This window comes from Acidimicrobiia bacterium (assembly GCA_036396535.1).
Lineage (GTDB): Bacteria > Actinomycetota > Acidimicrobiia > Spongiisociales > UBA5794 > DASWKR01.
In genome coordinates, this window is the sequence record DASWKR010000030.1 from 104,832 (window position 1) to 127,324 (window position 22,493).

Annotated in this window: 19 protein-coding genes and 1 tRNA gene; 5 read left to right on the forward strand and 15 right to left on the reverse strand. The window is 68.1% G+C overall.

The genetic code is table 11. The features are described 5' to 3' along the window. Window positions 1-12: 12 nt before the first annotated feature. The 7 genes from VGC47_05265 to VGC47_05295 form a co-directional block, all read right to left on the reverse strand. On the reverse strand, window positions 13-1,950 hold the full coding sequence (locus tag VGC47_05265) for a VWA domain-containing protein (GenBank protein HEX9854704.1): 1,938 nt from the start codon (window positions 1,948-1,950) through the stop codon (window positions 13-15). Then, complete coding sequence (locus VGC47_05270; protein HEX9854705.1) at window positions 1,947-3,344, reverse strand: CpaF family protein; 1,398 nt, start codon at window positions 3,342-3,344, stop codon at window positions 1,947-1,949. The genes VGC47_05265 and VGC47_05270 overlap by 4 nt, the downstream gene beginning before the upstream one ends. Then, window positions 3,341-4,534, reverse strand: coding sequence for an AAA family ATPase (locus VGC47_05275; GenBank protein ID HEX9854706.1), 1,194 nt, complete (start codon window positions 4,532-4,534; stop codon window positions 3,341-3,343). The genes VGC47_05270 and VGC47_05275 overlap by 4 nt, the downstream gene beginning before the upstream one ends. Continuing rightward, entirely contained in the window at window positions 4,531-5,361 is an 831-nt protein-coding gene (locus VGC47_05280) for a hypothetical protein (GenBank protein HEX9854707.1), read from the reverse strand. Before VGC47_05280 ends, VGC47_05275 begins: the two co-directional genes overlap by 4 nt. A 25-nt stretch (window positions 5,362-5,386) precedes the next feature. Beyond that, a complete protein-coding gene (locus tag VGC47_05285; protein ID HEX9854708.1) occupies window positions 5,387-6,442 on the reverse strand; it encodes a Tad domain-containing protein in 1,056 nt (351 codons plus the stop codon). Next, on the reverse strand, window positions 6,439-6,804 hold the full coding sequence (locus VGC47_05290) for a TadE/TadG family type IV pilus assembly protein (GenBank protein HEX9854709.1): 366 nt from the start codon (window positions 6,802-6,804) through the stop codon (window positions 6,439-6,441). Before VGC47_05290 ends, VGC47_05285 begins: the two co-directional genes overlap by 4 nt. Before the next feature lie 121 nt (window positions 6,805-6,925). Next, entirely contained in the window at window positions 6,926-7,636 is a 711-nt protein-coding gene (locus VGC47_05295) for a response regulator transcription factor (GenBank protein HEX9854710.1), read from the reverse strand. A 121-nt stretch (window positions 7,637-7,757) separates the two neighbouring features. Here VGC47_05295 and ilvC point away from each other — a divergent pair, with 121 nt between their 5' ends. Further along, window positions 7,758-8,768: a ketol-acid reductoisomerase gene (gene ilvC, locus VGC47_05300; protein HEX9854711.1), complete on the forward strand. Its 1,011-nt coding sequence runs from the start codon at window positions 7,758-7,760 to the stop codon at window positions 8,766-8,768. Between the two features lie 141 nt (window positions 8,769-8,909). Here the strand turns inward: ilvC and VGC47_05305 are convergent, their stop codons facing one another. Next, complete coding sequence (locus VGC47_05305; GenBank protein HEX9854712.1) at window positions 8,910-9,965, reverse strand: vWA domain-containing protein; 1,056 nt, start codon at window positions 9,963-9,965, stop codon at window positions 8,910-8,912. A 418-nt stretch (window positions 9,966-10,383) separates the two neighbouring features. Between VGC47_05305 and VGC47_05310 the strand changes: the two genes are divergently transcribed. Next, window positions 10,384-12,351 carry an AarF/UbiB family protein gene (locus tag VGC47_05310; protein HEX9854713.1) on the forward strand — a complete coding sequence of 656 codons (1,968 nt, stop codon included), beginning with the start codon at window positions 10,384-10,386 and terminating at the stop codon, window positions 12,349-12,351. Window positions 12,352-12,497: 146 nt separating this feature from the next. Here VGC47_05310 and VGC47_05315 read toward each other — a convergent pair. Continuing rightward, window positions 12,498-12,571, reverse strand: a tRNA-Val gene (locus VGC47_05315). A gap of 111 nt (window positions 12,572-12,682) precedes the next feature. Here VGC47_05315 and VGC47_05320 point away from each other — a divergent pair. Next, the gene (locus tag VGC47_05320) at window positions 12,683-14,140 is read left to right on the forward strand and encodes a fused MFS/spermidine synthase (GenBank protein HEX9854714.1); all 1,458 of its coding nucleotides are present in this window, start codon (window positions 12,683-12,685) and stop codon (window positions 14,138-14,140) included. Window positions 14,141-14,188: 48 nt separating this feature from the next. Here the strand turns inward: VGC47_05320 and VGC47_05325 are convergent, their stop codons facing one another. Both VGC47_05325 and VGC47_05330 read right to left on the reverse strand, forming a co-directional pair. Further along, on the reverse strand, window positions 14,189-14,875 hold the full coding sequence (locus tag VGC47_05325) for a hypothetical protein (protein ID HEX9854715.1): 687 nt from the start codon (window positions 14,873-14,875) through the stop codon (window positions 14,189-14,191). A 67-nt stretch (window positions 14,876-14,942) separates the two neighbouring features. After that, on the reverse strand, window positions 14,943-15,341 hold the full coding sequence (locus VGC47_05330) for a CoA-binding protein (GenBank protein ID HEX9854716.1): 399 nt from the start codon (window positions 15,339-15,341) through the stop codon (window positions 14,943-14,945). Between the two features lie 142 nt (window positions 15,342-15,483). Between VGC47_05330 and VGC47_05335 the strand changes: the two genes are divergently transcribed. Together VGC47_05335 and VGC47_05340 are read left to right on the forward strand one after the other, a co-directional pair. After that, window positions 15,484-16,707: a hypothetical protein gene (locus tag VGC47_05335; protein HEX9854717.1), complete on the forward strand. Its 1,224-nt coding sequence runs from the start codon at window positions 15,484-15,486 to the stop codon at window positions 16,705-16,707. Further along, the gene (locus VGC47_05340) at window positions 16,700-17,353 is read left to right on the forward strand and encodes a sugar transferase (protein ID HEX9854718.1); all 654 of its coding nucleotides are present in this window, start codon (window positions 16,700-16,702) and stop codon (window positions 17,351-17,353) included. Before VGC47_05335 ends, VGC47_05340 begins: the two co-directional genes overlap by 8 nt. On the opposite strand, the gene VGC47_05345 is transcribed toward VGC47_05340, so the two are convergent. Genes VGC47_05345 through VGC47_05360 form a run of 4 tightly spaced genes read right to left on the reverse strand, consistent with a single transcriptional unit; the run spans window position 17,344 to window position 22,460 of the window. Next, on the reverse strand, window positions 17,344-18,288 hold the full coding sequence (locus VGC47_05345) for a sulfotransferase (GenBank protein HEX9854719.1): 945 nt from the start codon (window positions 18,286-18,288) through the stop codon (window positions 17,344-17,346). The two genes, VGC47_05340 and VGC47_05345, sit on opposite strands and share 10 nt — an antisense overlap. Further along, window positions 18,285-19,331 (reverse strand): GNAT family N-acetyltransferase, encoded by a 1,047-nt coding sequence (locus tag VGC47_05350; protein ID HEX9854720.1) that lies wholly within the window; start codon window positions 19,329-19,331, stop codon window positions 18,285-18,287. Before VGC47_05350 ends, VGC47_05345 begins: the two co-directional genes overlap by 4 nt. 22 nt (window positions 19,332-19,353) lie before the next feature. Next, window positions 19,354-20,574 (reverse strand): DegT/DnrJ/EryC1/StrS family aminotransferase, encoded by a 1,221-nt coding sequence (locus VGC47_05355; GenBank protein ID HEX9854721.1) that lies wholly within the window; start codon window positions 20,572-20,574, stop codon window positions 19,354-19,356. Continuing rightward, window positions 20,571-22,460: a nucleoside-diphosphate sugar epimerase/dehydratase gene (locus VGC47_05360; protein ID HEX9854722.1), complete on the reverse strand. Its 1,890-nt coding sequence runs from the start codon at window positions 22,458-22,460 to the stop codon at window positions 20,571-20,573. Before VGC47_05360 ends, VGC47_05355 begins: the two co-directional genes overlap by 4 nt. Between the last annotated feature and the right edge of the window lie 33 nt (window positions 22,461-22,493).

Consider the following 22,493-nt stretch of genomic DNA (forward strand, 5'->3'; position numbering starts at 1 on the left):
GCTCCTCCTCTCTCAGTACACGAGCCGAATGATCCGGCGCATCCACGCGATTCCGATGAGCATCAGCCCGACGCCGCCGGCGATGAGGATCTTGCCGATGCTGGAGTCGGTGAGCTCTGCCAGGTACGTCGGCGCGATCGCGGCGGTGACCACCGCGACGAAGATGGGAAGCACCACGAGGACGATGGCCGAGATGCGCCCCTCGGCCGACAGCACTTCGATCTGGCGTCGTATCGTCTCCCTCTCCCTGATCGTGGCCGCCACCTGCTCGAGGAGTTGGGCGAGGTCGCCACCGATCTCGCGGTGGATCGTGATCGCTTCCGACGCCCACGCCAGGTCCTCGCTGCGCACCCGCTTCGCCATGGCGTCGAGCGCGTCTTCGAGGTCGCGTCCCAGTTGGACTTCGAGGCGCACCCGGTTGAACTCGGTGGACGAGGGCTCGAGGTTCTCCCTGGCGACTCCCTCGATCGCTTGCAGGAGCCCGAAACCTGCCCGCAGGCCGCCCGCCATCAGCTGGAGTGCGTCCGGAAGCTGAGCTGCGAACGCCTTGGCCCTCCGGCCGGCGGCCACGCTGAGAAGCCCGAACATGGCCGTGACCCCGACGACGGTGACGAAGACGCCCCCGAACACCCCGGCCCACAGGTCGCCGAGCAGGTAGGAGACGAGGCCGGCCGCCACGACGAGCAGCGCGAACTCGCCGATGCGGAGGTTGAGGCCCGCTTGTTCGATCAGCCCGGTGAGCCGCGACGTGAAACCGCCGCGGCCGAGCGCCTGCTCGGCGAGGAGCGTCGCCCGGTTCGTGATGTCGGAGAGCATTCCTCCGCTGCGAGCCCGGGAGAGGCCGAGAGCCTGGATACCTGCCAGCCCTCCGGGGCGGGGCCGCACCAGGTAGGTCACTCCGAAGATCGCCAGGAACACGGCGGCTGCTCCCCCGAGGAACACGGGTGTGGACTGGAGGAACCCGATCGTCACCGGGACCCCGGGCCGCAGCGCCACGGGCAGCGTTGTCGGTGGTGCGGCGGTGACCGGAGGGCTCGGGTCCGTCGGCTCCACGACGGGCGGCGCAGCGGGGAACTGCGCAGGAACAACGGTGAGCGCCCGGAAGTCGCCGGCTCGCACCGCGATGTCGATCTCGGTGAGGCCGTGGCTCTGAGCCTGGAAGGACAGCCGGTACTGGTTGATGAGATCGGAGGCGATCTCCCCGAAGATCCCATCGAGGGCTGAGGAGTCGGTCGCCGGGACAATGATGCCGAGGGTCGAGGCCCGCAGCCTCTCCAGGGCGTCGTCGTCGTTCTCGTCTGTCTGCAGCTCGATGGCGACAAAGCGTGGCTCCACGCGCACCAGCCCGACGAGGGCCTGTTCGATCGTCGCCGTCGACACGGTGTCGCCGCCGTCCGACAGCAGGATCACCGTGCGTCGAGCCTGCGACGCGGTGTCGAAGAGCTCCGAAGCCGAGAGGAGGGCGTCGTACAGCGCCGTCTCACCGCTAGCGGTCACTGAGTCGACGCCCGCCTTGAGCTCCTCGGGATCCTCGGTGAACGGGACGATCACCGACGTCACACCACCAAAGCCGACGAGAGCCATCTCGACCCCGGAAGGCATGCTGTCTGCGAAGTCCCGGACCGCCGCTTGGGCGCTCACGAGCGGTGCGCCCGCCATGCTCCCTGAGGTGTCGAGCACGAGGACCACTTCGAGCTCGTCACCGGCGAGCTGCTGCACCGAGATGGGTCGGGCGTCGCCGTTCTCCCCGACGAACCAGTCCGCGAGCGGGATGTCCTGACCGATGAGCTCCTGCGGCACGGTGACCGTGATGACGACGTTCGGGTAGTCCGTGGCGTCGACCGACTCCACGGGGAGGTCCACGACCGGGCCCTCCTCCTGGGCAAGTGCGCTCGCCCCGGGAGACAGCACGATCGCTGCCAGCAATGCGGCAGCGGCGCAGCGCCTCACCGACGGCTCCCGAGCAGGTCTCTCAGGGCGTCGTCCGGCGTCCCGAACAGGTGCGGATTGACCTTGATGCCGTAGTCGAGGAGCTTGTCCGTGAATTGCGGCCGAATCCCTGTGGGCCGCAACGTCCCGAGGTAGCGACCTTCGTCGTCGGCGCCGGCGGCGTAGTCGAACTCGAAGATGTCCTGGAGCGTGACCACGTCTCCCTCCATGCCGACGACCTCGGCGATGTGGGTGACCCGCCTCGTGCCGTCGCTGAGGCGGCTGATGTGGACGATCACGTCGATGGCAGACGAGATCTGCTCCCTGATCGCCTTGTCCGGCAGCTCGACGCCCGCCATCAGCATCATCGTCTCGAGGCGGGCGACCGCGTCGCGGGGGCTGTTGGCGTGGACCGTCGAGAGTGAGCCCTCGTGGCCCGTGTTCATCGCCTGCAGCATGTCGAGCGCTTCGCCGCCCCTGGCCTCGCCGACGACGATGCGGTCGGGCCGCATGCGGAGCGCGTTGCGGACGAGGTCACGGATCGTCACCTCTCCCCTGCCCTCCACGTTCGGCGGCCTCGACTCGAGGCGGATCGTGTGGCGCTGCTGGAGCTGGAGCTCGACCGCATCTTCGATGGTGATGATGCGCTGGTCGTCCGGGATGAAGCTCGAGAGCACGTTGAGCAGAGTCGTCTTGCCGGTGCCGGTCCCGCCGCTCACGATGACGTTGAGACGACCTTCGACCGAGTTGCGCATCAGCTCCATGGAGTTCGGGCTCAGCGTGCCGAGCTGCAACAAGTCGTTGGCGGTGAACGGATCCTTCGAGAAGAGACGGATCGTGAGCACGGGCCCGTCGACCGACAGCGGCGGGATCACGGCATTCACTCGTGAACCGTCAGGCAGCCTGGCGTCGACCATCGGCGAGGACTCGTCGATGCGCCTCCCGACCTGGCTGACGATCCGATCGATGACACGGCGCAGGTGTGCCTCGGACACGAACCGGACGTCGGTCTCGATGATCTTGCCGTTGCGCTCGATGTAGATCGGGTCCTGGGCGTTGACCATGATCTCGGTGATCGTCGGGTCGTTGAGGAAGAGCTGGACGGGGCCGTACCCCAACAGGTCGTCCCGCACCTGGACCGCGAGTTGCTTGCGCTCGTCCTGGGTGAGCGGCGCGCTCTCCTCGTCGATGATCCTGCTCAGCTCGTCGGCGACGAAGATGCGGAGCTCGTCGTCCGTGATGCTCGAGTCGTTGATCCGCGAGCCCAGCTTGGCGAACAGCGCAGCCTGGGCACGGTTCTTGATGTGCGAGAGCGGGTCCGACGTACCGTGCCCCGTCCTCTCGGCACCGCGAGTCGTCAAGTCACGGTCGCCATCGAGCCCACCCGCCTTCTTGAGACGCTCGTTCAGCTTCATCCTGACCTCCTACGCCTGCCGAAGCCGCCCTGCACGGACGAGTCATCCGGCCCAGTCGAGAATCGATCCACCACATCGAGAAATGCTCGGGCCACCGGTGTCTTGGCGGCGCCCTCCACCAGAGGCACGCCTTCGTTCATGGAGCGCGGCACGAGACGTGAGCTCGGGAGCCTGGCGTCGATGCGCAGGCTGAGCGTCGCCTCGACGTCGCTCAACGTCAGCCCGACCTTGCTGTCGGCCCTGTTGATCACGAAGTGGCGCCGCCCCCTCAGCTGCAGGATGTCGAGGGCATCGATCACCTTCCTCATCCCGCGCACGGCAGACACGGACATGTCGCAGATGAGCACCAGGTCGTCGGCCATCTCGAGAGCAGCCAGCGTCACCTCGTTGAGGCCTGCGGCTGTGTCGATGATCACGTACTCGAACTCCTGGGAGAGGAGTTGCAGGGCCCTCGTGACGGTCGACTCTTGGATCAGGTCTCCTTCGGCGGGCGAGTCTGGAGCGCAGAGCACGTACAGGTCTCCGCCGGGTCGAGGTGTGAGGAACACCTTGAGGGTCGTCAGGTCGAGCCGTCCCGACGAGGCGGCGTCGCTGATGGTGTGCTCGGGCGTCAGCAGCAGCGCGTTGGTGACGTCGCCGAACAGCAAGTCGAGGTCGACGATGGCGACCCTGCCCGGATGACGCTCGGCGAGGCCCACTGCGAGGTTGACGGCCAGAGCCGTCTTGCCGCTGCCACCCTTCGGGGCGATGACGCTGATGATGCGTCCGGTCTTCGTCGTCGGGATGATGTCCTCGACGAGATTCGTCTTCGTCCTCGTTGCCTTGCCGGCTGCCCTGTCGAACACGGTCCGCAACTCGGACTCCGGGGCGTCCGGGGCGACGATGTCTCGCACCCCGGCACGTAGCGCCCTTTGCCAGATGTCCGGGGTCGGCTCGGCGACGACAATGACGCTGATCTCCGGCCTGTCCCTGTCGATGAGGGCCGCCAGATCCAATGCCCGATCGGTGTCGATGCCCGGCCCGAGGGCCACGACCTCGGGAGTACCCCTGGTCAGGTCGTTGACGAGGCGCTCGAGATCCCCGGTGGTGTCGCCGACCCGCGTGACCTCACCATTGACGGCGCCGCCGAGGAGGCGACGGACGCGCTGCTCGAAGCCGGAGCTGTCGCTGGCGAGAACGAAACGGCTCATCGGTAGATCGTGCCCCTTGTTTGCACTCGGGTGCCGGCCTCGCTCGCGGTCGGGCTCTCCCGTGCAAGCCACACGAATCCGAACTCGGACGTGAAGACGATCTTCTCGGCGTCGGGCGCCTGGACCGCGAGCGTCACCAACAGGTTACCGGTTGGCGCCTGCTCGGCTGACAGGTTCTGGCCGGTGGCCGTCGCGACCGTGGCCGGCTGCGCTTCGGCGGTCTGCACCCTGGCCACGAGGGCCTTGTGGATGACGATGTGGCTCGTGTTCGGCGTGTTCAGCACCACGGGCGGGACGCTCGGGTCCGTCGGCTGGATGAACTCGTTGAGGTCGTCTTCGCCGGGCTCGACGGCGTCGAGCGTGAAAGGGTTGAACGAGGCGATGAAGGCGACCAGGTCGCCGGCCCGGAGAGTGCCGCCGACGGCTCGCTCGACGGGGAGTGCGACCGTCACCTCGAGGAGCCCTTCCGGGACCTCCACTTGAGAGGTTCCTGCCGCGCTGAACTGGTCGACTGGGACGAAGCGTGCGCTCGTCACCTGCTCACCGACCACGAGATCGGATGCGGCAACCAGGTCACCGAGATCTGCGAGGTCGTCGACCGCCCCGGGGACCTGGGCGAACGCCGGATACTCGGCAAGGCTCACGTTCGATGCGATCGCCGATGCGGGGGTTCCGGCGACGATGGGCTGGTCGACGCGCAAGACCCTGACGACTTCGAGGTCCTCGCGGGCCCGATCGTCGGCACCCTGGACGTAGTTCACGATCAGGAACGTGCCTACCGCGGCGAGCAGCAGCGACACGATCACCCCTACCACACGTCTGTTCATCGAGCGAGCGCCCCCTTGGTCTCTGTCATCCAGTGAAGCCGAAGACGACCACGCCCTGGTTTGGCCCACCCGGCACGCCTTCGACCACTGCTCTGAATAGGTATCCGCCGACGCAGCGCACGCTGCCGTTGCCGCACGGCGAGTTCTCCTTGTACTGACCGCCGAAGTTGTAGCCGGTCACGAAGAAGCCCACGTAACCCTCGATGTGGTAGCGAGCATTGCTACCTCCGAGTCCGTTGACATCGTCGAACCACGGCACGAGGAGGAACTTCTGGTAGAAGTTGTCGCGGAACCAGCTGGCGGAGCACACGGTGTTGTTGCCGGGCACCCCCGGCGGCGAGGCGCCGGGGTCGCCATCCGCCCATCCGTCCCCGTCGGTCATGATGGCGCAATCGGGGGCCGATCCCGGGTCCGGGTCGAGCCAGCCGAACCCGCCGGGCAGCCTGCCGTCGCCGTCGGCGTCCTGTCCCGCCTGGGCATTGCAGTCGTCGGCGTTGTTGGTACCCGAATGGAACTGGTACATCACCGGTCCGTAGCTCGGAGGGGGTGATGGGAAGAACCCGGGCCACAGGTCGAGGTTGTTGACGTCGCCGTTCATCGGCGGCCGATTGAGCTCGCACGCCGAAATCACGAGCGGCAGTGTGTCGAGCCCTTCCGGACCGCCCCACGCCGCCGATGCCTCGGCAGTCACGGTTGCGCCGTTGAACCCGATGAACTGGGCGAAGATCGGCTGCAGGACCGTTCCGCCGCCGCTCGTCTCGGTCGACGTGATCACTCGGATCGTGCCGGCGAAGGCGTTGAGCTCCAGCTCATCGATGTCGGCAGCCCCATCGTCGGCGTTCAGGTCGGCATATGCTGCCGCCGTCGCATTGGCCGCTCCGAAGTTGCACGGCAGGCCGCGGGCGCAGTCCTCGGCGATGGCGATGACGGCGGCGTCGGCGCCGTTCTGGAGCGAGCGACGCTCCTCGTAGAGGGCCCCGGTGTCGATGGCGAAAGCGGCGAATCCGAGAAGCATCACCATGCTGAGGGCGACGAACAGGAGCGTGGCGCCGCGCTCGTCCCGCACGATCTGCGAGCTCACCCTCCGCATCGCATCGACCCTTGGCTCGACATGCTGATCGTCTTCGTTCCGAACACCGGGATGTCGAACGTGAACGGATAGGTCAGCGTCACGCTCGTGGGATCTCCCGGAACACATGCCGTCGAGGAGAAGCCGAGTGACGCCGCGTCGAGCCCGGTTGCGGCTTCCTCGGCGCGTGTCTCGGCCTGGCCGGCGTCGCCGGTGATGGCGAGGACCCGGACGCTCTCGCGGGCCGCGTGGGTGACGGTGACCTTGGTGTTGTAGGCGCGGCCGAAGGCGATGATCCCGAACACGAGCATGAGAAGCAGCGGGAAGGCGATGGCCGCCTCGACGAGCGCCGCGCCGCGCTCGCTGCGGCACAATCGTCCCGGCCATCCGCGCGATCGTGCGCCTCGCCGGCGCGTCCCAATGTCTTCCACGTTGTGCCTACTCTCCCCGCCGCCAAGCCCCTGCTGCAAGAAATCGATCCGAATGGTGACTGGATCAACCCGGCCCGTCATCATCATAATTGATGATTCCCGAACTGCCGATGGGCGCGGCGACCCATCCTGCCTTACGTGCCATGGCGATCGCCTCGACCTGACTCTTGACGCCGAGCTTTGTGAGTATGGCCCGGATATGGGTCCTGACCGTTGCTACGGAGACTACCCATGCCTCGGCGATCTCGGCTGCGGACCCTCCTTCGCAGATGGCGGCGAGCACTTCCGACTCGCGTTTCGTGAGCCGTTGGAACGGAGACAGCCGGGCGGTCTCCGCCGACCTCGATTGGCGCAGCATCGCCAGCAGCTCGAAACGCTCCGGCTCGCTGACGAGTGACCTGACCTTGTCGAGCGAACGGAGGGCGCCGACCAGCTGCGGCACCGGGATGTCCTTGGACAGGAAGCCGACCGCGCCGGCCTCGATGCACTCTGCAACCGTGCGGTCGTCCTCGTGTGCGGAGAGCATGACGACCCGGGCGCCCACCTCGACACCGGTCGTGATCAGGGGAAGGGCGCTGCCGAGCGTGCCGAGGTCGAAATCGAGCAGGCAGATCTCGGGTCGCACGTCGTACATCGCGGCTCGCACCGACTCGAGCGAGTTCCCGAAGACGGCGACCGCATCGAACCCGGCGGCCCGCAACCCGTCCACGAGCAGGCCGGCGACGAGGCCGTGGTCCTCAACGACCAGAACACTGGGCCCGCCTGCGCCTTCCATGTCGCGGCACACGGTACCGGCAGGCCACCCGACCGAGCGTGCACCGGGGCCGGACCGAGGTTCGCCCGCGGTATCGTGCGCCGCCGAGACCCGACCCAGAACCGCGAAGCCGGAGGCCGTGATGGCACAGATCTACTACGAGAGCGACACCGATCCGACGAGGCTGAACGGCCGCACCGTCGCCGTCATCGGGTTCGGCAGCCAGGGCCACGCCCACTCGCTGAACCTGTGGGACTCCGGCGTGTCGGTGGTCGTCGGGCTGCGCGCCGGCTCGGCAAACGAGCGGAGGGCCGAAGAGGCGGGCTTGCGGGTGATGTCGCCTGCGGAGGCGGCACGTCAGGCGGACATCGTCATGATGCTCGTGCCCGACCAGCACATGGCGGCGATCTACGAGGAGTCGATCGCTCCCAATCTCGAGGCGGGCGACGCCTTGTTGTTCGCGCACGGCTTCAACATCCATTTCGGGGCGATCACTCCTCCGGACGACGTCGACGTCGCCATGGTCGCCCCGAAGGGTCCCGGGCACCTCGTCCGGCGCACGTACGAGGAAGGGTCGGGCGTCCCGTGCCTCCTGGCCGTGCACCAGGACGCCACCGGGTCGGCACACGCCCTCGGTCTGGCCTACGCCTGGGGCATCGGTGGAGCGCGGGCGGGCGTGTTGGCGACGACGTTCCAGGAGGAGACCGAGACCGACTTGTTCGGCGAGCAGGTGATCCTGTGCGGTGGGACCGCCGAGTTGATCAAGGCAGCCTTCACCACCATGGTCGAGGCGGGCTACCAGCCCGAGTCGGCGTACTTCGAGACTCTCCACGAGCTGAAGCTGATCGTCGACCTCATGTACGAGGGGGGGCTGTCGTGGATGCGTTACTCGGTGTCGGACACGGCCGAGTACGGTGACTACACCCGGGGCCCGCGCATCGTCACGGCCGAGACGCGAGCGGCGATGCAGGAGATACTCGCCGAGATCCAGAACGGCCGGTTCGCCGAGGAGTGGCTCGCCGAGAGCCGCGCCGGTGCGCCCAACCTGCTGGCGATGCGCAAGGCAGAGCAGGATCAGCCCATCGAGACGGTCGGCAAGGACCTGCGCAACATGATGCCGTTCCTCACCCCGAGGTTCCCCGGCCGGGAGTGATCGCCCAGTCGGGCTCTCGAACTCTGGGAGCCGCCGATCGGATCATCTCCACCTGCAGACGCCGCCGGAGCCACCAACGAGCCGAGGGGCTCTCGACCTGTTGGTCGGGGGCCCCTCGTTCCAGCCGGGCTGTTCGGGTGCTCAGCTCGTTGGCGGAGTCTCGTCGAAGTTGTAGAAGGTGCAGGTGACGTCCTCGCCGGCCGCCGTCACGATGCCGTCGACGCTGTCGACGCCGTCGGAGGCACCGTTGTCAGTGGCTCCGGTGCACCCGGCGCCGAGGAGCGTCCACGGATTTGCCAGCGTCTCGACGAGGTCGATGGTGGCGTCGCCCGGCGTGATCGTGAAGGCGACCGTCCCGTCGGCCGCCGTGTCGCCGCTTGCCGGGTCGGAGGCGCCGCCCGTCACGTTCGGGGTGAAGGTCCAGCCCTCGCCCGGCGACTGATCGCCGGTCGTGCCGAGATCACCGTCGCCGTCGATCACCTTGTTGACGGTGATCGTGCTCGAGCAAAGCTCGCCGGCCAACTCGGCCAGGGTCTCGGCAAGGGTGTCGAAATCGGTGGTGTAGACATCGCTCGGGCTGCTGGCGATCGCCTCGAGCTTGTCGACTCGCAGACCGTCACCGATGCCGATGGCGATCAGGCGGATGCCGGCGGCCTTGGCCTTGTCGGCCTGCCTGATTGCCTTCCGGAGCGCCTTGCGGCGGTTGAACTCCTCGGTGCTGCTCACCTTGTTCGGCCGTCCGTCCGACGCGAACACCATGACGTCTGGAACGTCACCGTTGGGGAAGAGCCGCCGCGCCTTCCTGATGCCGTCCTGCCAGTTCGTCAGACCGCCTCTCGTTATGGCGTCGAGGGCGTCGCTGAGGGCAGTCGTGTCGCTCGTGAAGTCCTGCATCACTCGGCCGTCACGGTCGAAGTCGACGACGGCGAGCTCCGACGGCGTCGCCGGCAAGAAGGCGTCGATCATCGTGGTGAAGGCGTCCTTCATCGTCGCCAGCTCCGTCTGGTCGATGCTGCCTGAGCTGTCGAGCACCATTGCCAGGTCGGTCCCGCACGACCCGTCGTCCTGAGCGTTCGCGTCTGTGATCCGCAAGCCGCCATCGGCCACGATGAATATCGAGACCGCCACTGCCAAGGCCATGAGAATCAGCGCGGCGCTGCGGCCGCGCGTCGAATCTGGGCGCGCTCTGGAGTTCATGTGTTGCCTTCCTAGTCCTGCCCAGCGAAGCCCTTCGCCGAGTCACCCGCACCCAAGCGGTGCTGACACTACCCAGTGTGGCGACCTATGTGCCAGGCGTGTTCCCGAAGTTTTTCCCGAATCGCTGCGGAGACTTTGTCGCTCGCAGCATCGGCGCGCCCCGAACGGGACCCCCTCGCAGCCGCGCACTCGCAGGGTTACCGTGCAGCGCGATGGCACGGCTGCGAACCGCTCACGAGCTGATCGACCCCGACGCACCGACATCGCCGATCGTCACGAGCGAGATTCGCCGCCCGACTGGAGTCCCGTCGGCCCGCCGGAGCCGCCGAGGGAGGCAGCCAACCAGGCGGCGGCGCGGCACTGAGACTTCCCTGCGCACGCGGCGCTCAACGGTGCCGCGACGGTCGAGACACGACCGATGAGCGCCGCCCCAATCGTTGCCGACGCCTTCTCGGCCGGCCTGGACATCCTCGTCGCGTTCGTGGTGGCAGTCGTGGCCACCAGCCTCTCCCTGCGACTCCTCGCCATCCGCCGGGGATGGGTCTCGGCGATGCTGTCGGGCCTCATCGGTTGGGGAGTGGCCTGGTCCCTTGCTCTGTCTCTGTCCGGCTGGGATTGGGGCTCCGAGGATCTGCTGCTGCACACGATCGCCATCGGCATTCCCGCCACCATGGCGGCCGCCGTCGGCCTCGATCTCGTCGCTCGACCCGGTTCGCTCGCCGTCGGTGAGCGGGCCGCGCTCTTCGTCGTGCCCCGGCCGCTGCGGACTCTGCGCCGGAGGATCGAGGTCCTCAGGCGATACCGTGAGCTCCTCGGGCTTGCCCGCAAGGAGGGATTCGGCCCGTCTCTGTCCGGCGCCGACCGGGGACTGCCCGTCGATGCGATCGGCATCCGACTGAGGCGCGTGCTCGAAGAGGCGGGCGGGGTCTACATCAAGCTGGGACAGATCGCCGCGACCCGCGTCGACCTGATCCCGCCCGAGATCTGCGCCGAGCTGGCCGAGCTGCAGAATCGTGTCACTCCCGTCGCCGCCGAGCTGATCAAGCCGGTCCTCGAGGCAGAGCTCGGGACCGGAGTCGACGCCGTCTTCGCCGAGTTCGACTGGGAGCCGCTGGCGGCGGCGTCGATCGGCCAGACCTACCGGGCCCGCCTCCACTCCGGCGAGCACGTCGTCGTCAAGGTGCAGCGACCGGGCGTGGAAGACGTCATGGAGCGCGATCTGGCCGCCCTCGCCCTGCTGGCGGACATGGCCCAGCGTCGCACGCTCCTCGGCCAGGGGATTCGGTCGGGCGAGGTGCTCGAGCAGTTCGCCAAGAGCCTGCGCGCCGAAGTCGACTTTCTCGGCGAGGTGGACGCCATGATCGACATGGCCATCATGCTCGGTGAGAGCTCGCCTGTGCGGATCCCGAAGGTGTACGAGGGCCTGTGCACCCGCCGCGTGCTCGTTCAGGAGCGCTTCGAAGGCATCACACTCGCCGACACGGCGGAGCTCGACGCATCGACCATCGACCGCGATGCGCTCGCCCACCAGTTGCTTGCGACGACGATGGATCAGATCCTGCGCATCGGCTTCTTCCACGCCGACCCACATCCCGGGAACATCTTCGTGCTCGCCGACGGCTCTCTCGGCCTCATCGACTTCGGCGCCGTCGGCCGGCTCGATCCTATCCAGCGAGAGGCTGTTCGCGACATGTTGATGGCGATCGCCCAGAGCGACGTTCGCCTCCTGCGTGAGAGCCTCGAGCAGGTCGCCGACGTCCACGACGCCCTCTCGCCTGACCAGCTCGAGCGAGCTCTGGCTCGCCTCCTCGCCGAGACGATCCGACCGACCGGCTCGCTCGAGCCGACCGTGCTCCAAGAGCTCGTGAGGACCGTCTCGCAGTTCGGTCTGCGCCTCCCCGGCGAGCTCATCCTCATGTCGAGGGCGCTCGTGACGCTCGACGGCACGCTCCGGGTCGTCGCGCCGGGCTTCTCCCTCGGAGCGGCGGCGGCGGAGATGATGACGACCCCAACGGCGCGCCAGTACCTCGATCCGCAGGGAATGCTCCGCGAGTGGGTGCTGTCGGCGCTGCCCCATATCGGTCATCTGCCGGCCCGCGTCGACCGCGTCCTCAGCCTCGCCGGCCGGGGGGACCTTCGGGTCCGAAGCGTCATGGACGAGGACGGAGGCCGCCTGCTCCGAACCCTGGCCAATCGCGGGCTGCTCTCGCTGATCGGCTCGGTGTTCCTGGTGGCCGCTTCTCTGCTGCTCATCTCCGACGACCCAGGTCCGATCGTCGCTTCAGGTGTCGGGTTGTTCGACGTCTTCGGGTACGGCGGCCTCCTCGCCGGCAGCGTCCTTCTCCTCAGAGTGGTAGCGGCGGTGGTCCGCGACGGGACCACCTAGTAGTCCGGTATGGCTGTCCGGTCAATCGAGGGCGCCAGCCACACGGAGCAAGAGGTGGGCCTGACAGGACAGCTCTCGAACACCTTCGCGATCCGTGAGGCAGTTCCGATGGAACTGCAGACGGACTCGCCCCCGGCGAGTCTGTGTGGGCGTTGACGGACTCGAACCGCCGACCTCTTCCTTGTAAGGGAAGCGCTCTAGCCAGCTGAGCTAAACGCCCCTGGGAACGGGACATGGTACCCGGCAGCCCGTCCGTCCGTGTTCTGATCGGCCCGGCTCGGCGCGACCTGAGCGACTCCTCCGGGCGGCCCGCTGGCATACTGGCCGACCCATGCCGCCTCCCGTCGCCCGCGCCCTCGTCTTCTTCACCAGTGCTGCGGTCCTCGTTCTGGAGATCATGGCAGGACGACTCATGGCGCCGTTCCTCGGGGTGACCTTGGAGACGTTCACGGGGATCATCGGCACGGTCCTGGCAGGCATCGCCCTCGGGAGCTGGGTCGGCGGACGGGCCGCCGACCGTTACGACCCGCGGGGGCTCCTCGGACCGGTTCTCGTCGTCGGGGGGCTCGGGGCGGTGGCGGCGCCGCCGATCGTCGACGCCCTCGGGCCGGCGATGCGAGCCGGTGGGCCGATCGAGATCGTCCTGCTGACCGTGCTCGGCTTCTTCCTCCCCGCCGCGGTGCTGTCGACGGTGACGCCGATCGTCGTGAAGATCAGGTTGCACGACCTCGCCGAGACGGGCTCGGTCGTCGGGTCGTACTCGGCGACCGCCACGGCCGGCGCCATCTTCGGGACGTTCGTCACCGGGTTCCTGCTCGTGGCGACGCTGCCGAGCCGTCCCATCCTGTGGGTCGTGGGTGGCCTGCTCGTCGGAGGAGGGGTGGCGGTGACGGCCCGCCCCTCCAGGTCATCCGGACTTGTGAGGCTGCTCGTCGTCGCCGTGCCGTCGGTCGGGCTCCTCCAACTCGTTCCTTCGCCGTGTGACACGGAAACGGCCTACTACTGCGCCCGGATCACCACCGAGCCGGACCGAGCGACGGCCCGTGTGCTCTGGCTCGACACATTGAGGCACAGCTACGTCGATCTCGCCGATCCCACATACCTCGGGTTCCGGTACGCCCGCCTCTTCGGCGACGTGTTCACGACCCGGCTGCCCCAGGGGGCCGTCGACGGCCTCTACGTTGGAGGTGGCGGGTTCACCCTCCCCCGCTACCTCGACGCCCTCCATCCAGGGGGGCGCCACCTGGCGCTCGAGCTCGACCCGTCGCTCGTCGACCTCGCGCAGAACGAGCTCGGTCTCTCCCTCGACGGACCGATCGAAGTCGCCATCGGCGACGCCCGGCTCACCCTCGAGGACGCACCCGACGATGGCTTCGACGTCGTGATCGGCGACGCCTTTGGCGGCCCCTCCGTGCCGTGGCACCTGACGACCAGAGAGTTCGTCTCGGCCATCCGGACGAAGTTGCGCGACGGCGGCATCTACATCCTCAACATGATCGACTACCCACCGCTCGGTTTCGCCACGGCCGAGGCAGCCACCATCGCCTCCGTCTTCGACCATCTGCTGGTGCTCGCCCCACGCGAATATCTCGACGGAGAGGACGGGGGCAACTTCGTCATCGCCGGCTCGGATGCGCCGTTCGACGCCACGGCCATCTCCGCGCTGAGCCGCGACCGCCAGGAGCCGGCCATCGCATTGACCGGCCCCGACGCGGTGGCCTGGATCGGCGGAGCCGACGTGCTCACCGACGACTTCGCTCCCGTCGACCAGCTCATCACCACGCCGTAGCGTTCGAGCACTCCTGGGCAGTCCCTCCGTCGAGCGGGAGGAGCGTCGTCAGGCTCTGGCTTCTTCGATGGCGGTCCAGACAGCCTTGCCGAGGGTGAAGGGCATGCCGGCGCCCACGACCGCGGCGCCCACGGCCCTCACGCCGTCGAACAACTCGAGGACTGCGATGAGCACGGAGCCGCCCGCGATCTCGCGTACCTCGGCGGCGAGGAGCGTCGGCGGCGAGACCTCACCGATGATGCTGGCGACCGACGACACGATGGCGCCGTTGAGCGCCGACTGGCTCCCGTCGACGTGTACCTCGGCCGTTCGACCGACGCTGTCGATGGCGCGTACCGTGACACCAGTCGCCGTCTCTTCGATGGCGATCCGCTCGAGGCGGAGAGGACCGGAGGTCTCCCTGAGCGGAGTGAGGCTCTGCAGATGTGCCGGGGGCGGCGTGTCGTGAGCGTCGGGGATGAGCGTTCCGAGACCTCGGCCGAGGCCCGCCTTCTTGCCGTTGCCGGGGAGGGGGGGTGCGTCGGCAGGATCAGGTGTCTCCAGCCCGGCGTCGACGAGGAGGCGGCGAACCTCGACCGACACGTCGTCTGCGCCGCTCGTGCCGTCGAGCCAGACTCTGATGCGGGGTGCCCGTCCGTCGCGGGCGGTCACGAGCGCCCCTGCCACGCCCGGAACGGCCTGCAGTGCGTCCCGAAGCGCGGCGGCGCCTACGGCGGTGGACTCGAAGTCGCTCACAGGATGTTGAAGCTACCCCAGGCATCGAGGATCCGCACGTCGGGAAAACCGTCCTTCCGTGTGCTCGTCACGACTCGATCAGGCGGGAGCGCACCATGATGCAGGCGTTCGCCAGATAGTCGAAACCCTCTGTCTGCAGATATGTGAGCACGGCAGGATTCTCCGCCCCCGGCTGGACCCACGCCTTCGTGTAACCGAGTGATCGAGCTTGTCGGAGGACGTCGAGCGTGACGGGCGGCGGGACCACGTAGTCGACGATCGTCGGGGCGGTCGGCAGATCTGCCAGGGTCGGGTAGGCGATGTCGCCGTCGACGGTGGCCCGATTCGGGTTGACCGCCAGCACCCGGAAGCCCTTTCGCTTCAGATCGCGGTAGATGGTGTGCCCGTACTTCGACGGATCGTCCGTTGCGCCGACCACCGCCACCACGGCGTCAGGCTCATGCAGCAGCTTTGCGATGTCTTCCATGGCGGCCTCAACGTCGCGAGACGACAGAATCATCGGAGCCTAGGAGATCTAGGAGGGGTCGATCGGGGATGCTTCCTCATGCGACCGCTGCCGCCGCCCGATCATCTGTCCTGACGATGCCCATCCGTAGGATCGCAAAGACATGACCGAGCCGATCGACCCCGACCTCGTGCAAGAAGGCACAGCCGTGAGCCGCTTCGCATGGCAGTCTCTCGGCCTCGTCGTCGGCCGAGCCGCGGCCCTCGCCACCCTGTTCGTGATCGTGCGCCACCTCGGCACCGAGCGGTACGGCGTGTTCGTCGTGCTGCTCGCGATGCTGGAGGCGGCGATCCTCCCATGGAAGCCGACGGCACAGCAGGGCGCCTCGACCGCCCTGGCGCGCGGCGGGAGCCGCCGCAGCTGGATGGCGACGATGACCACCTGGTGGTTCGTCGGCTCGGCGATCCTCGTCCCCATCGCCTGGTGGTTCGAGAGCTGGCAGGCCGCCGTCGCGCTCCTGTTCGCCTCGGCGGCCAATGCCCTCATGACGGAGCCGACCCCCCGTCACATCCTGGCCGGCAGGCAACGCATCATCGCCTTGGCGGTCCTCGTCAGCCAGGTCGTCCGGCTCATCATCATGGTCGGCATGGTCACCGCAGGTGTGCTCACCCCGACGTGGGCGATCACCATCCATGGCCTCGGGTACATCGCGGGCGCCTTCGTGCTGCGCCTCGACTACCGGGGAGGCGGAGAGCCCGTCGGGCTGCTCGCCAAAGAGGTCGGCGTCGAGGCTCTCAGATGGATCGAGGCTCACGGGCCGATCGTCGTCGTCGCGGCGCTCCTCGGCCTCGACACGGCGGGAGGCTTCGACCTGCTCCTCAAGTCGGCGTCCGCCGCGGCGCTCGTGATCTCCGGCATCGGGATGATCATGCTGCCCGAGATGGTCCGGGCACGAGAGCCGATCGCACAGATCATCACCCGCGGCATCCGGTTGCCGACGGTGATCTCGATGGCGATCGGCGGCTTGTTCGCGGCGGCGGCCTTGCCGGTGCTCGAGCTGCTGTCCGGTGCCGATCTCGATCTCGGACCGGCACCTGCTCTGCTGGCGGTCATCATCGTTCTGGCGCCGTGGATGGGCGTGTCGGGCGCCGCCCTCGTGCCGCTCGGGGCGACGGGATGGCTGCTCCCCAGCCAAGCCGCCCTCGCCTCTGCGACGCTCATCGCCGCCTTCACGGCGTCGAGCGGCGTCTTCTGGGCGGCTGCGGCGATCGCACTCGCCAATGTCGCCGGAGCCTCCATCCGCTGGCTCGGGCTGCGGTCGCGCCACGCCGCTCCATCGCTCTCCGACCTCGTGAGAAGCCCGTCCGTCGAGAGGGCAGGTGGGTGACGAGATGGGCAGGCGGGCTCAGATCGCCGTGAAACATGGCCTCGACCGGGTCGCCGCCGCTGTCCTGCTCGTCGTGCTCTCGCCGCTTCTCGGGATCGTCGCCGCCGCGGTCAAGCTCGGAGACGGCGGGCCGGTGCTCTTCCGCCACTCCCGGCCGGGCCGAGGCGCAGCTCCCTTCGAAGTCTGGAAGTTCAGGACGATGGTGGTCGACGCCGACCGCCTCCTCGACGATTCAGGCCGGGCGACCGAGAACCGGGTGACCCCGGTCGGACGCATCCTCAGGGCGACGAGCCTCGACGAGTTGCCCCAACTGGTGAACATCGTGCGCGGCGAGATGTCGTTCGTCGGCCCCCGACCGGCAATCCAGGAGCACCTCACCCGGTACACAGACGAGCAGATGCGGCGCTTCAGGATGCGGCCCGGCATCACGGGGCTCGCCCAGATCTCGGGTCGCAACACGCTGCCGTGGTCGGAGCGGATCCGGCTCGACAACCAGTACATCGACAACTACTCGCTCGCCATGGACGCCAGGATCCTCCTGGCGACCTTGCGGGTCGTGACCACACGCGAAGGGATCGCTCCCGATCGCAACCCCGGCGAGGTGGACGATCTCGGCCCACCCCGCCCGGCATCAGATCAGCCGTAGAACATGCGAAGCGCCGCCTCGAGGTCGGCGAGGTGGCGGTGGTCGCGCAGCGCAGGGACGGCAGGCTCGAACCGTTTCGGCGGAGAACCGACGGCGGTGACCTCCGCCCCATTCGCTGTGAGGAGGTCGGCGACCGAAGCGACGACGGCACCGGGCTCGGCACACATCGTCTCGTAGTCGACGCGGAGGAGATTGCCGGCGCCGATCTCGGAAGCACCCTTCTCGATGGCCTGGTCGACGTGGAACACCTGGGCGGCCACCTGGACCCACCACGGCTCGGAAGCAAGGTCGGCGGCTGCCGCCGGCTTCATCGATACCCAAGCGTCGAGCGAGCCACCGTAGACCTGGCGCATCATCGCGATCGAGATAGCAGTGTCGCGCGGGTCCCGCCTGGTCCACAGGTAGCAACTCAGCGGCAAGGTCGCCGACATCTCGCGCATGTGCCACGCCACGAGAAACGCCTTGAAGACGATCGGCTCGCCTGCGGCCTCGAGCATGTTCGTGAGGACGAGCCTGACGCGAGCCCAGTCGACGACCCTGGCCGGATCCTCCTCCATCGCCTCGTAGCCGAGCAGCTCTCGCCAGAAGGCGCCGAACTCGTGAGGCTCGGCGATGCCGTCCGTCGCCCCAAAACGTGACTCGTAGGTGGATTCGACGCGCCTCCCGAGCAGCCGGCGTGAAAGCTCGAGGCCGATCGTCGGCGCCCGCCAGAAGACGGCCGCCAGCCGGTCGATCCGGGTGACGGTGAGATGAGAGGTGACGAGCTGGGTCGCCAACGTCGTGCCGGTCCTCGGCACCCCGATCACATGGAGCGGGGGGATCCTGTCGGGCAGATCCGGGGTATACGACTCCTCGACGGCGGGGCCGAGGATGTCATTGAGGCGGCGGACCATCGACTCGAAGCCAGGCTGCCAAGCCTCGTGGGGGTTGGTCATCGCAGGCCTGCCGCAGCGCTGCGGTAGAGCGGGAAGAACCCGGACGTCGACGCGTCGGCAGGGTAGATGCCACTTCTCCGCAGCAGCTCTTCGTATCGGGCTTCGTCCGCGACGATGCGAAGCGTCCGGAAGGCTGCCCTGCGAGGCGAGAAGCTCGCCTTGAACTCGAACAATGAGTCGTGCTCGCCTCCGAGGCCACCTCCGAGGTGCAGCACCTTGCGACCCTCATCGGCGAAGAGCCGGCGAGCGAAGTCGATCGCCACCCGCGTCGGCGAGGCAGGCCCTCCAGACCGGATCGCTGCAGAGAGGTGGTACTGGACGATGTCGCCGTGCACGAAGAAGAGCGCCCCTGCGGTGATCTCGCCGTCCGATTCGACCACGACGAGTCGTGCCAGGTCACCGAGGGCGTCGCGCAATCCGCTGAGATGCTCGAGCGTGAAGAAGTACTCGGATGCCGCCTCGAGGCGGTCCATGGTGGCGACGTAGATGGCGTGGAATCGCTCCAGGGCAGCGTGCTCCTCGGCGACGCGAGCAACGTGGCCGGCGCGGCTCGTCCGCCGCAGCAGGTTGCGGGTCGTCGACGACATCAGCTCGACCTGCTCGCCCTCCGGCAGCGTCAGGTCGAGCCACACCGTCTCACCGTGCTCGACTTCGACGACCGCCGCCCCGAGCGCACGTTCCGGAGTCAAGAGCGGATGGCCGCGGATGAAGGCGGTGCACACGTTCCGCTCCCGGAGCAACTCGACGAGGCGGCCGGCGAGCAGCGCTCGCCTTCCCGGATCCGCACCCGATGTCGTCACCGGGCCGGGATACCCGTACGGCGAGACGGCGTCGACGACACCGTCGGAATCGGGGATCTCCCTGATCACGAGGGGAAGCAGCAGCATGGCATCGTCTGCTTCGACGAGCGCCGCCGACGGGACACCGCCCAGGCGAACCGCCTCGAGCGTCACGTAGCCGGGGAGGTGGTAGACGTCGTGGTCGACGATGTCGAGCGCCTCCTGCCAGCGCCGATCGGCCGGCGTGAGCAGCTCGGCACTCATCGCCGCGGTCACCTTCGGCCCATCATCCGGTGGCGTGGGCCATCACCTTGGCGACGGCCGCGGCAGCGTCGCCCATGTCGCCCTCGGTGAGGGTCGGGTGGACGAGGAACATCAGGCTCGTCTCTCCGAGCTGGCGAGCGACCGGCAATCGTCGCGGTGGGCGCAGCTCCTCGGCGAACGCCGCTTCGAGGTACACCTCGGAGCACGAGCCGACGAAGCACGGCACACCCTCTGCATTGATGGCGGCCATGATCCGGTCGCGGTCCCAACCGGATGCGAGGCGGTCGCGCCTCACGTGGGTGTAGTACTTGTAGTAGGACGGTTCCACGCCTTCGGCCGGCGCCGCCATGCGCAGCGCAGGCTGCAGCTCGACGGCGGCGTCGAGAATCGCCGCGTTGCGCCTGCGAGTCGCCACCATCGTCGCCAGCCGGCGCAGCTGGATGCGGCCGATCGCCGCCTGGCTCTCCGTGAGCCTCCCGTTCGTGCCGAACCCGGTGTGCAGCCAGCGGAAGCCCGGGGGGTGCTCGGCGTAGACCAGATCGTGGTTCTTGCCGTGGTCCTTCAACGACCACATGGCGTCCCACAGGTCAGGGCGGCTGGTCACGACCATGCCCCCCTCGCCGGCCGTAGTGATGATCTTGTCCTGACACATCGAGAAGCAGCCGACGCTGCCGAACGTCCCGACGAGACGGCCGGCGACCTTGGCACCGTGCGCTTGGGCACAGTCCTCGATGATCTCGAGCCCCCGTTCCTCGGCAAGGGCTGCGATCGCCGGCATGTCGGCCGGCCACCCGCCGAGGTGGACGACGACGATCGCCCGTGTCTCAGGTGTCAGGGCTGCCGCGATCGTCTCGGCGGTGAGATTGCCGCCGATCGGCTCGACGTCGGCGAACACCGGTCGAGCCCCGGAACGCGCCACGGAGGAGATCGTTGCCACGAACGTCCTCGGTGGGACGATGACATCGTCGCCCGGCCCCAGCCGGAGCGCTTCGATGGCGACCTCGAGGGCGACGGTTCCATTGGAGAGCGCGATCGCGTACGGGAGATGGTGATATGCGGCGAACTCCTCCTCGAAGGCACGCCCTTCGCCACCCGTCCAGTAGTTGACCCGCCCGGAAGCGAGGACTTCCCCCGCCGCGGCGATCTCCTCCTCGTCGTAGCTCGGCCACGGCGGCATCGCCGAAGTCCGCACCGGGGTTCCTCCGACGACGGCCAACTCGTCGAGGGCAGCGCGCCGCGTCACGACATCATCCCCGGCGTATGAGCATCGATACCCGAGGCGACGATTCGCCGAAGTGCCTCGACGACATCGTCGCCGGAGCGCGCCGTGCCCAAAGCCGACAGCTCGGACGGATCGAGCGGCGGGACCCGGTATCGCCACAGCAGCTCGTGTGGCTGGTCGAGCTTCTCGTCGTCCGCCGAGAACAGGATCTCATGGAGCTTCTCGCCGTTGCGCAGCCCGGTGTACTCGATGCTCGGCGGGATCCCGGGTGAGACCTCGGCGGCGAGCAGGTTCGCCAGCTCCACGATCCTGACCGGCTCGCCCATGTCGAGAACCATCACGTCTCCGGCCGAACCGATCGCCCCTGCCTGCACGACGAGCTGCACCGCTTCGGGGATCGTCATGAAGTAGCGGGTCACGTCCGGGTGGGTGACCGTGATCGGCTCACCATTGGCGATCTGCTCTCGGAACGTCGGGATGACCGACCCAGCGCTCCCGAGCACGTTGCCGAACCGGACCGACATGTAGATCCCGGCACCGCCGTCTCCGTAGTGGGCGGTGAGGCGCTCGGCGACGCGCTTCGTCAGCCCGAGGACGCTCGTCGGGTCTGCCGCCTTGTCGGTCGAGATGTTGACGAACCTGGTGACGCCGGCGGCCCTCGCCGCCTCGAGGATGTTGCGCGTCCCTGTGACGTTCGTCTTCACGGCTTCGAACGGGTGGCGCTCGAGGAACGTCACGTGCTTGTGGGCTGCTGCGTGGAACACCACATCCGGCCTGACGTCCGTGAACAGCGCTTCGATCGTGTCCCGGTCGCGAATGTCGGCGAGCAGGAGATCGGGCGAGTCGAGGAGTGCCCGGCCCTCGAGGCTGAGCTGCAAGGCGTGGAGGCTGTTCTCGGCGTGGTCGAGCATCAGGAGCTCAGCCGGCTCGAAGCGGCGCACGGTTGCACACAGCTCGGACCCGATCGACCCTCCGGCGCCCGTGACGAGGACCCGTTTGCCGGTCAGGTACGAAGCGATCTGGTCGAGATCGAGTGCGATCTCGGCTCGGCTGAGGAAATCGCTCAACGTGACGTGTCTGATGTCCTTGACGGCGACCGGCTCCGTCAGGAACTTGCCGAGGCGAGGGAGGATGCGGACCGAGAGTCCGGCACCCCTGCCGATGTCGGCGATCTCGAGCGCGGCGGCATGGGTCGCCGACGGCATGGCGATGAGGAGCACCCCGGCGTCGTGCCTCGCCGCGGCGGCGGCGATGGCGTCGCGCCCACCCTCGACCCTGAGGCCCATCAGCCGCATCCGATGTTTCGTCCGGTCGTCGTCGAGGTACGCCATGGGGAGGAGGTCGGACTCGGGGTCTTCGCGAAGCGCTCTCACGACCTCTTCCCCGGCCTCACCGGCTCCGAACACGATCACGCGCTGCGACCGCACGTGCGGCGACCGGCGCCGCTGCTCGACGAGAAGCCTCACCAGGTACCGGAAGGCGAGTGCGCCGACGAGCTCGTAGGCGCCCGCCGCCAGGATCGTGCTGCGTGGAACGAGGAAGTCACCCGGGATGAGCCACACCGCGACGATCAGGGTGAGGACGACGACCCCCGTCGTGAACGCCACCCAGGCGACTTCGTCGAACGAGCCGAGCTTGCGGCGCCTCCCGTAGATGCCGACGGCGTATCCGGCGACCACGTGGATGACCACAGCTCCGACGACGGCGAGGCCGATCGGCGGCCAGTCGATTCCTCCGGGCAGGAACTCGAGCCTGGCGAAGGCGGCGGCCGGCATGACGACGACCCACAACAGCACATCGACGAGCGGGATCAGCGCGTAGCGATGCTCGAGGGCCCAATCACCGATCCGGGACCTTCCCGAGGCGGCGGCGTGCCCATGGCCGGCTCTCGGTTGCTGTTCTGTCATCCAACCACCATCGGCGCTTTCGGGGTGCCACCG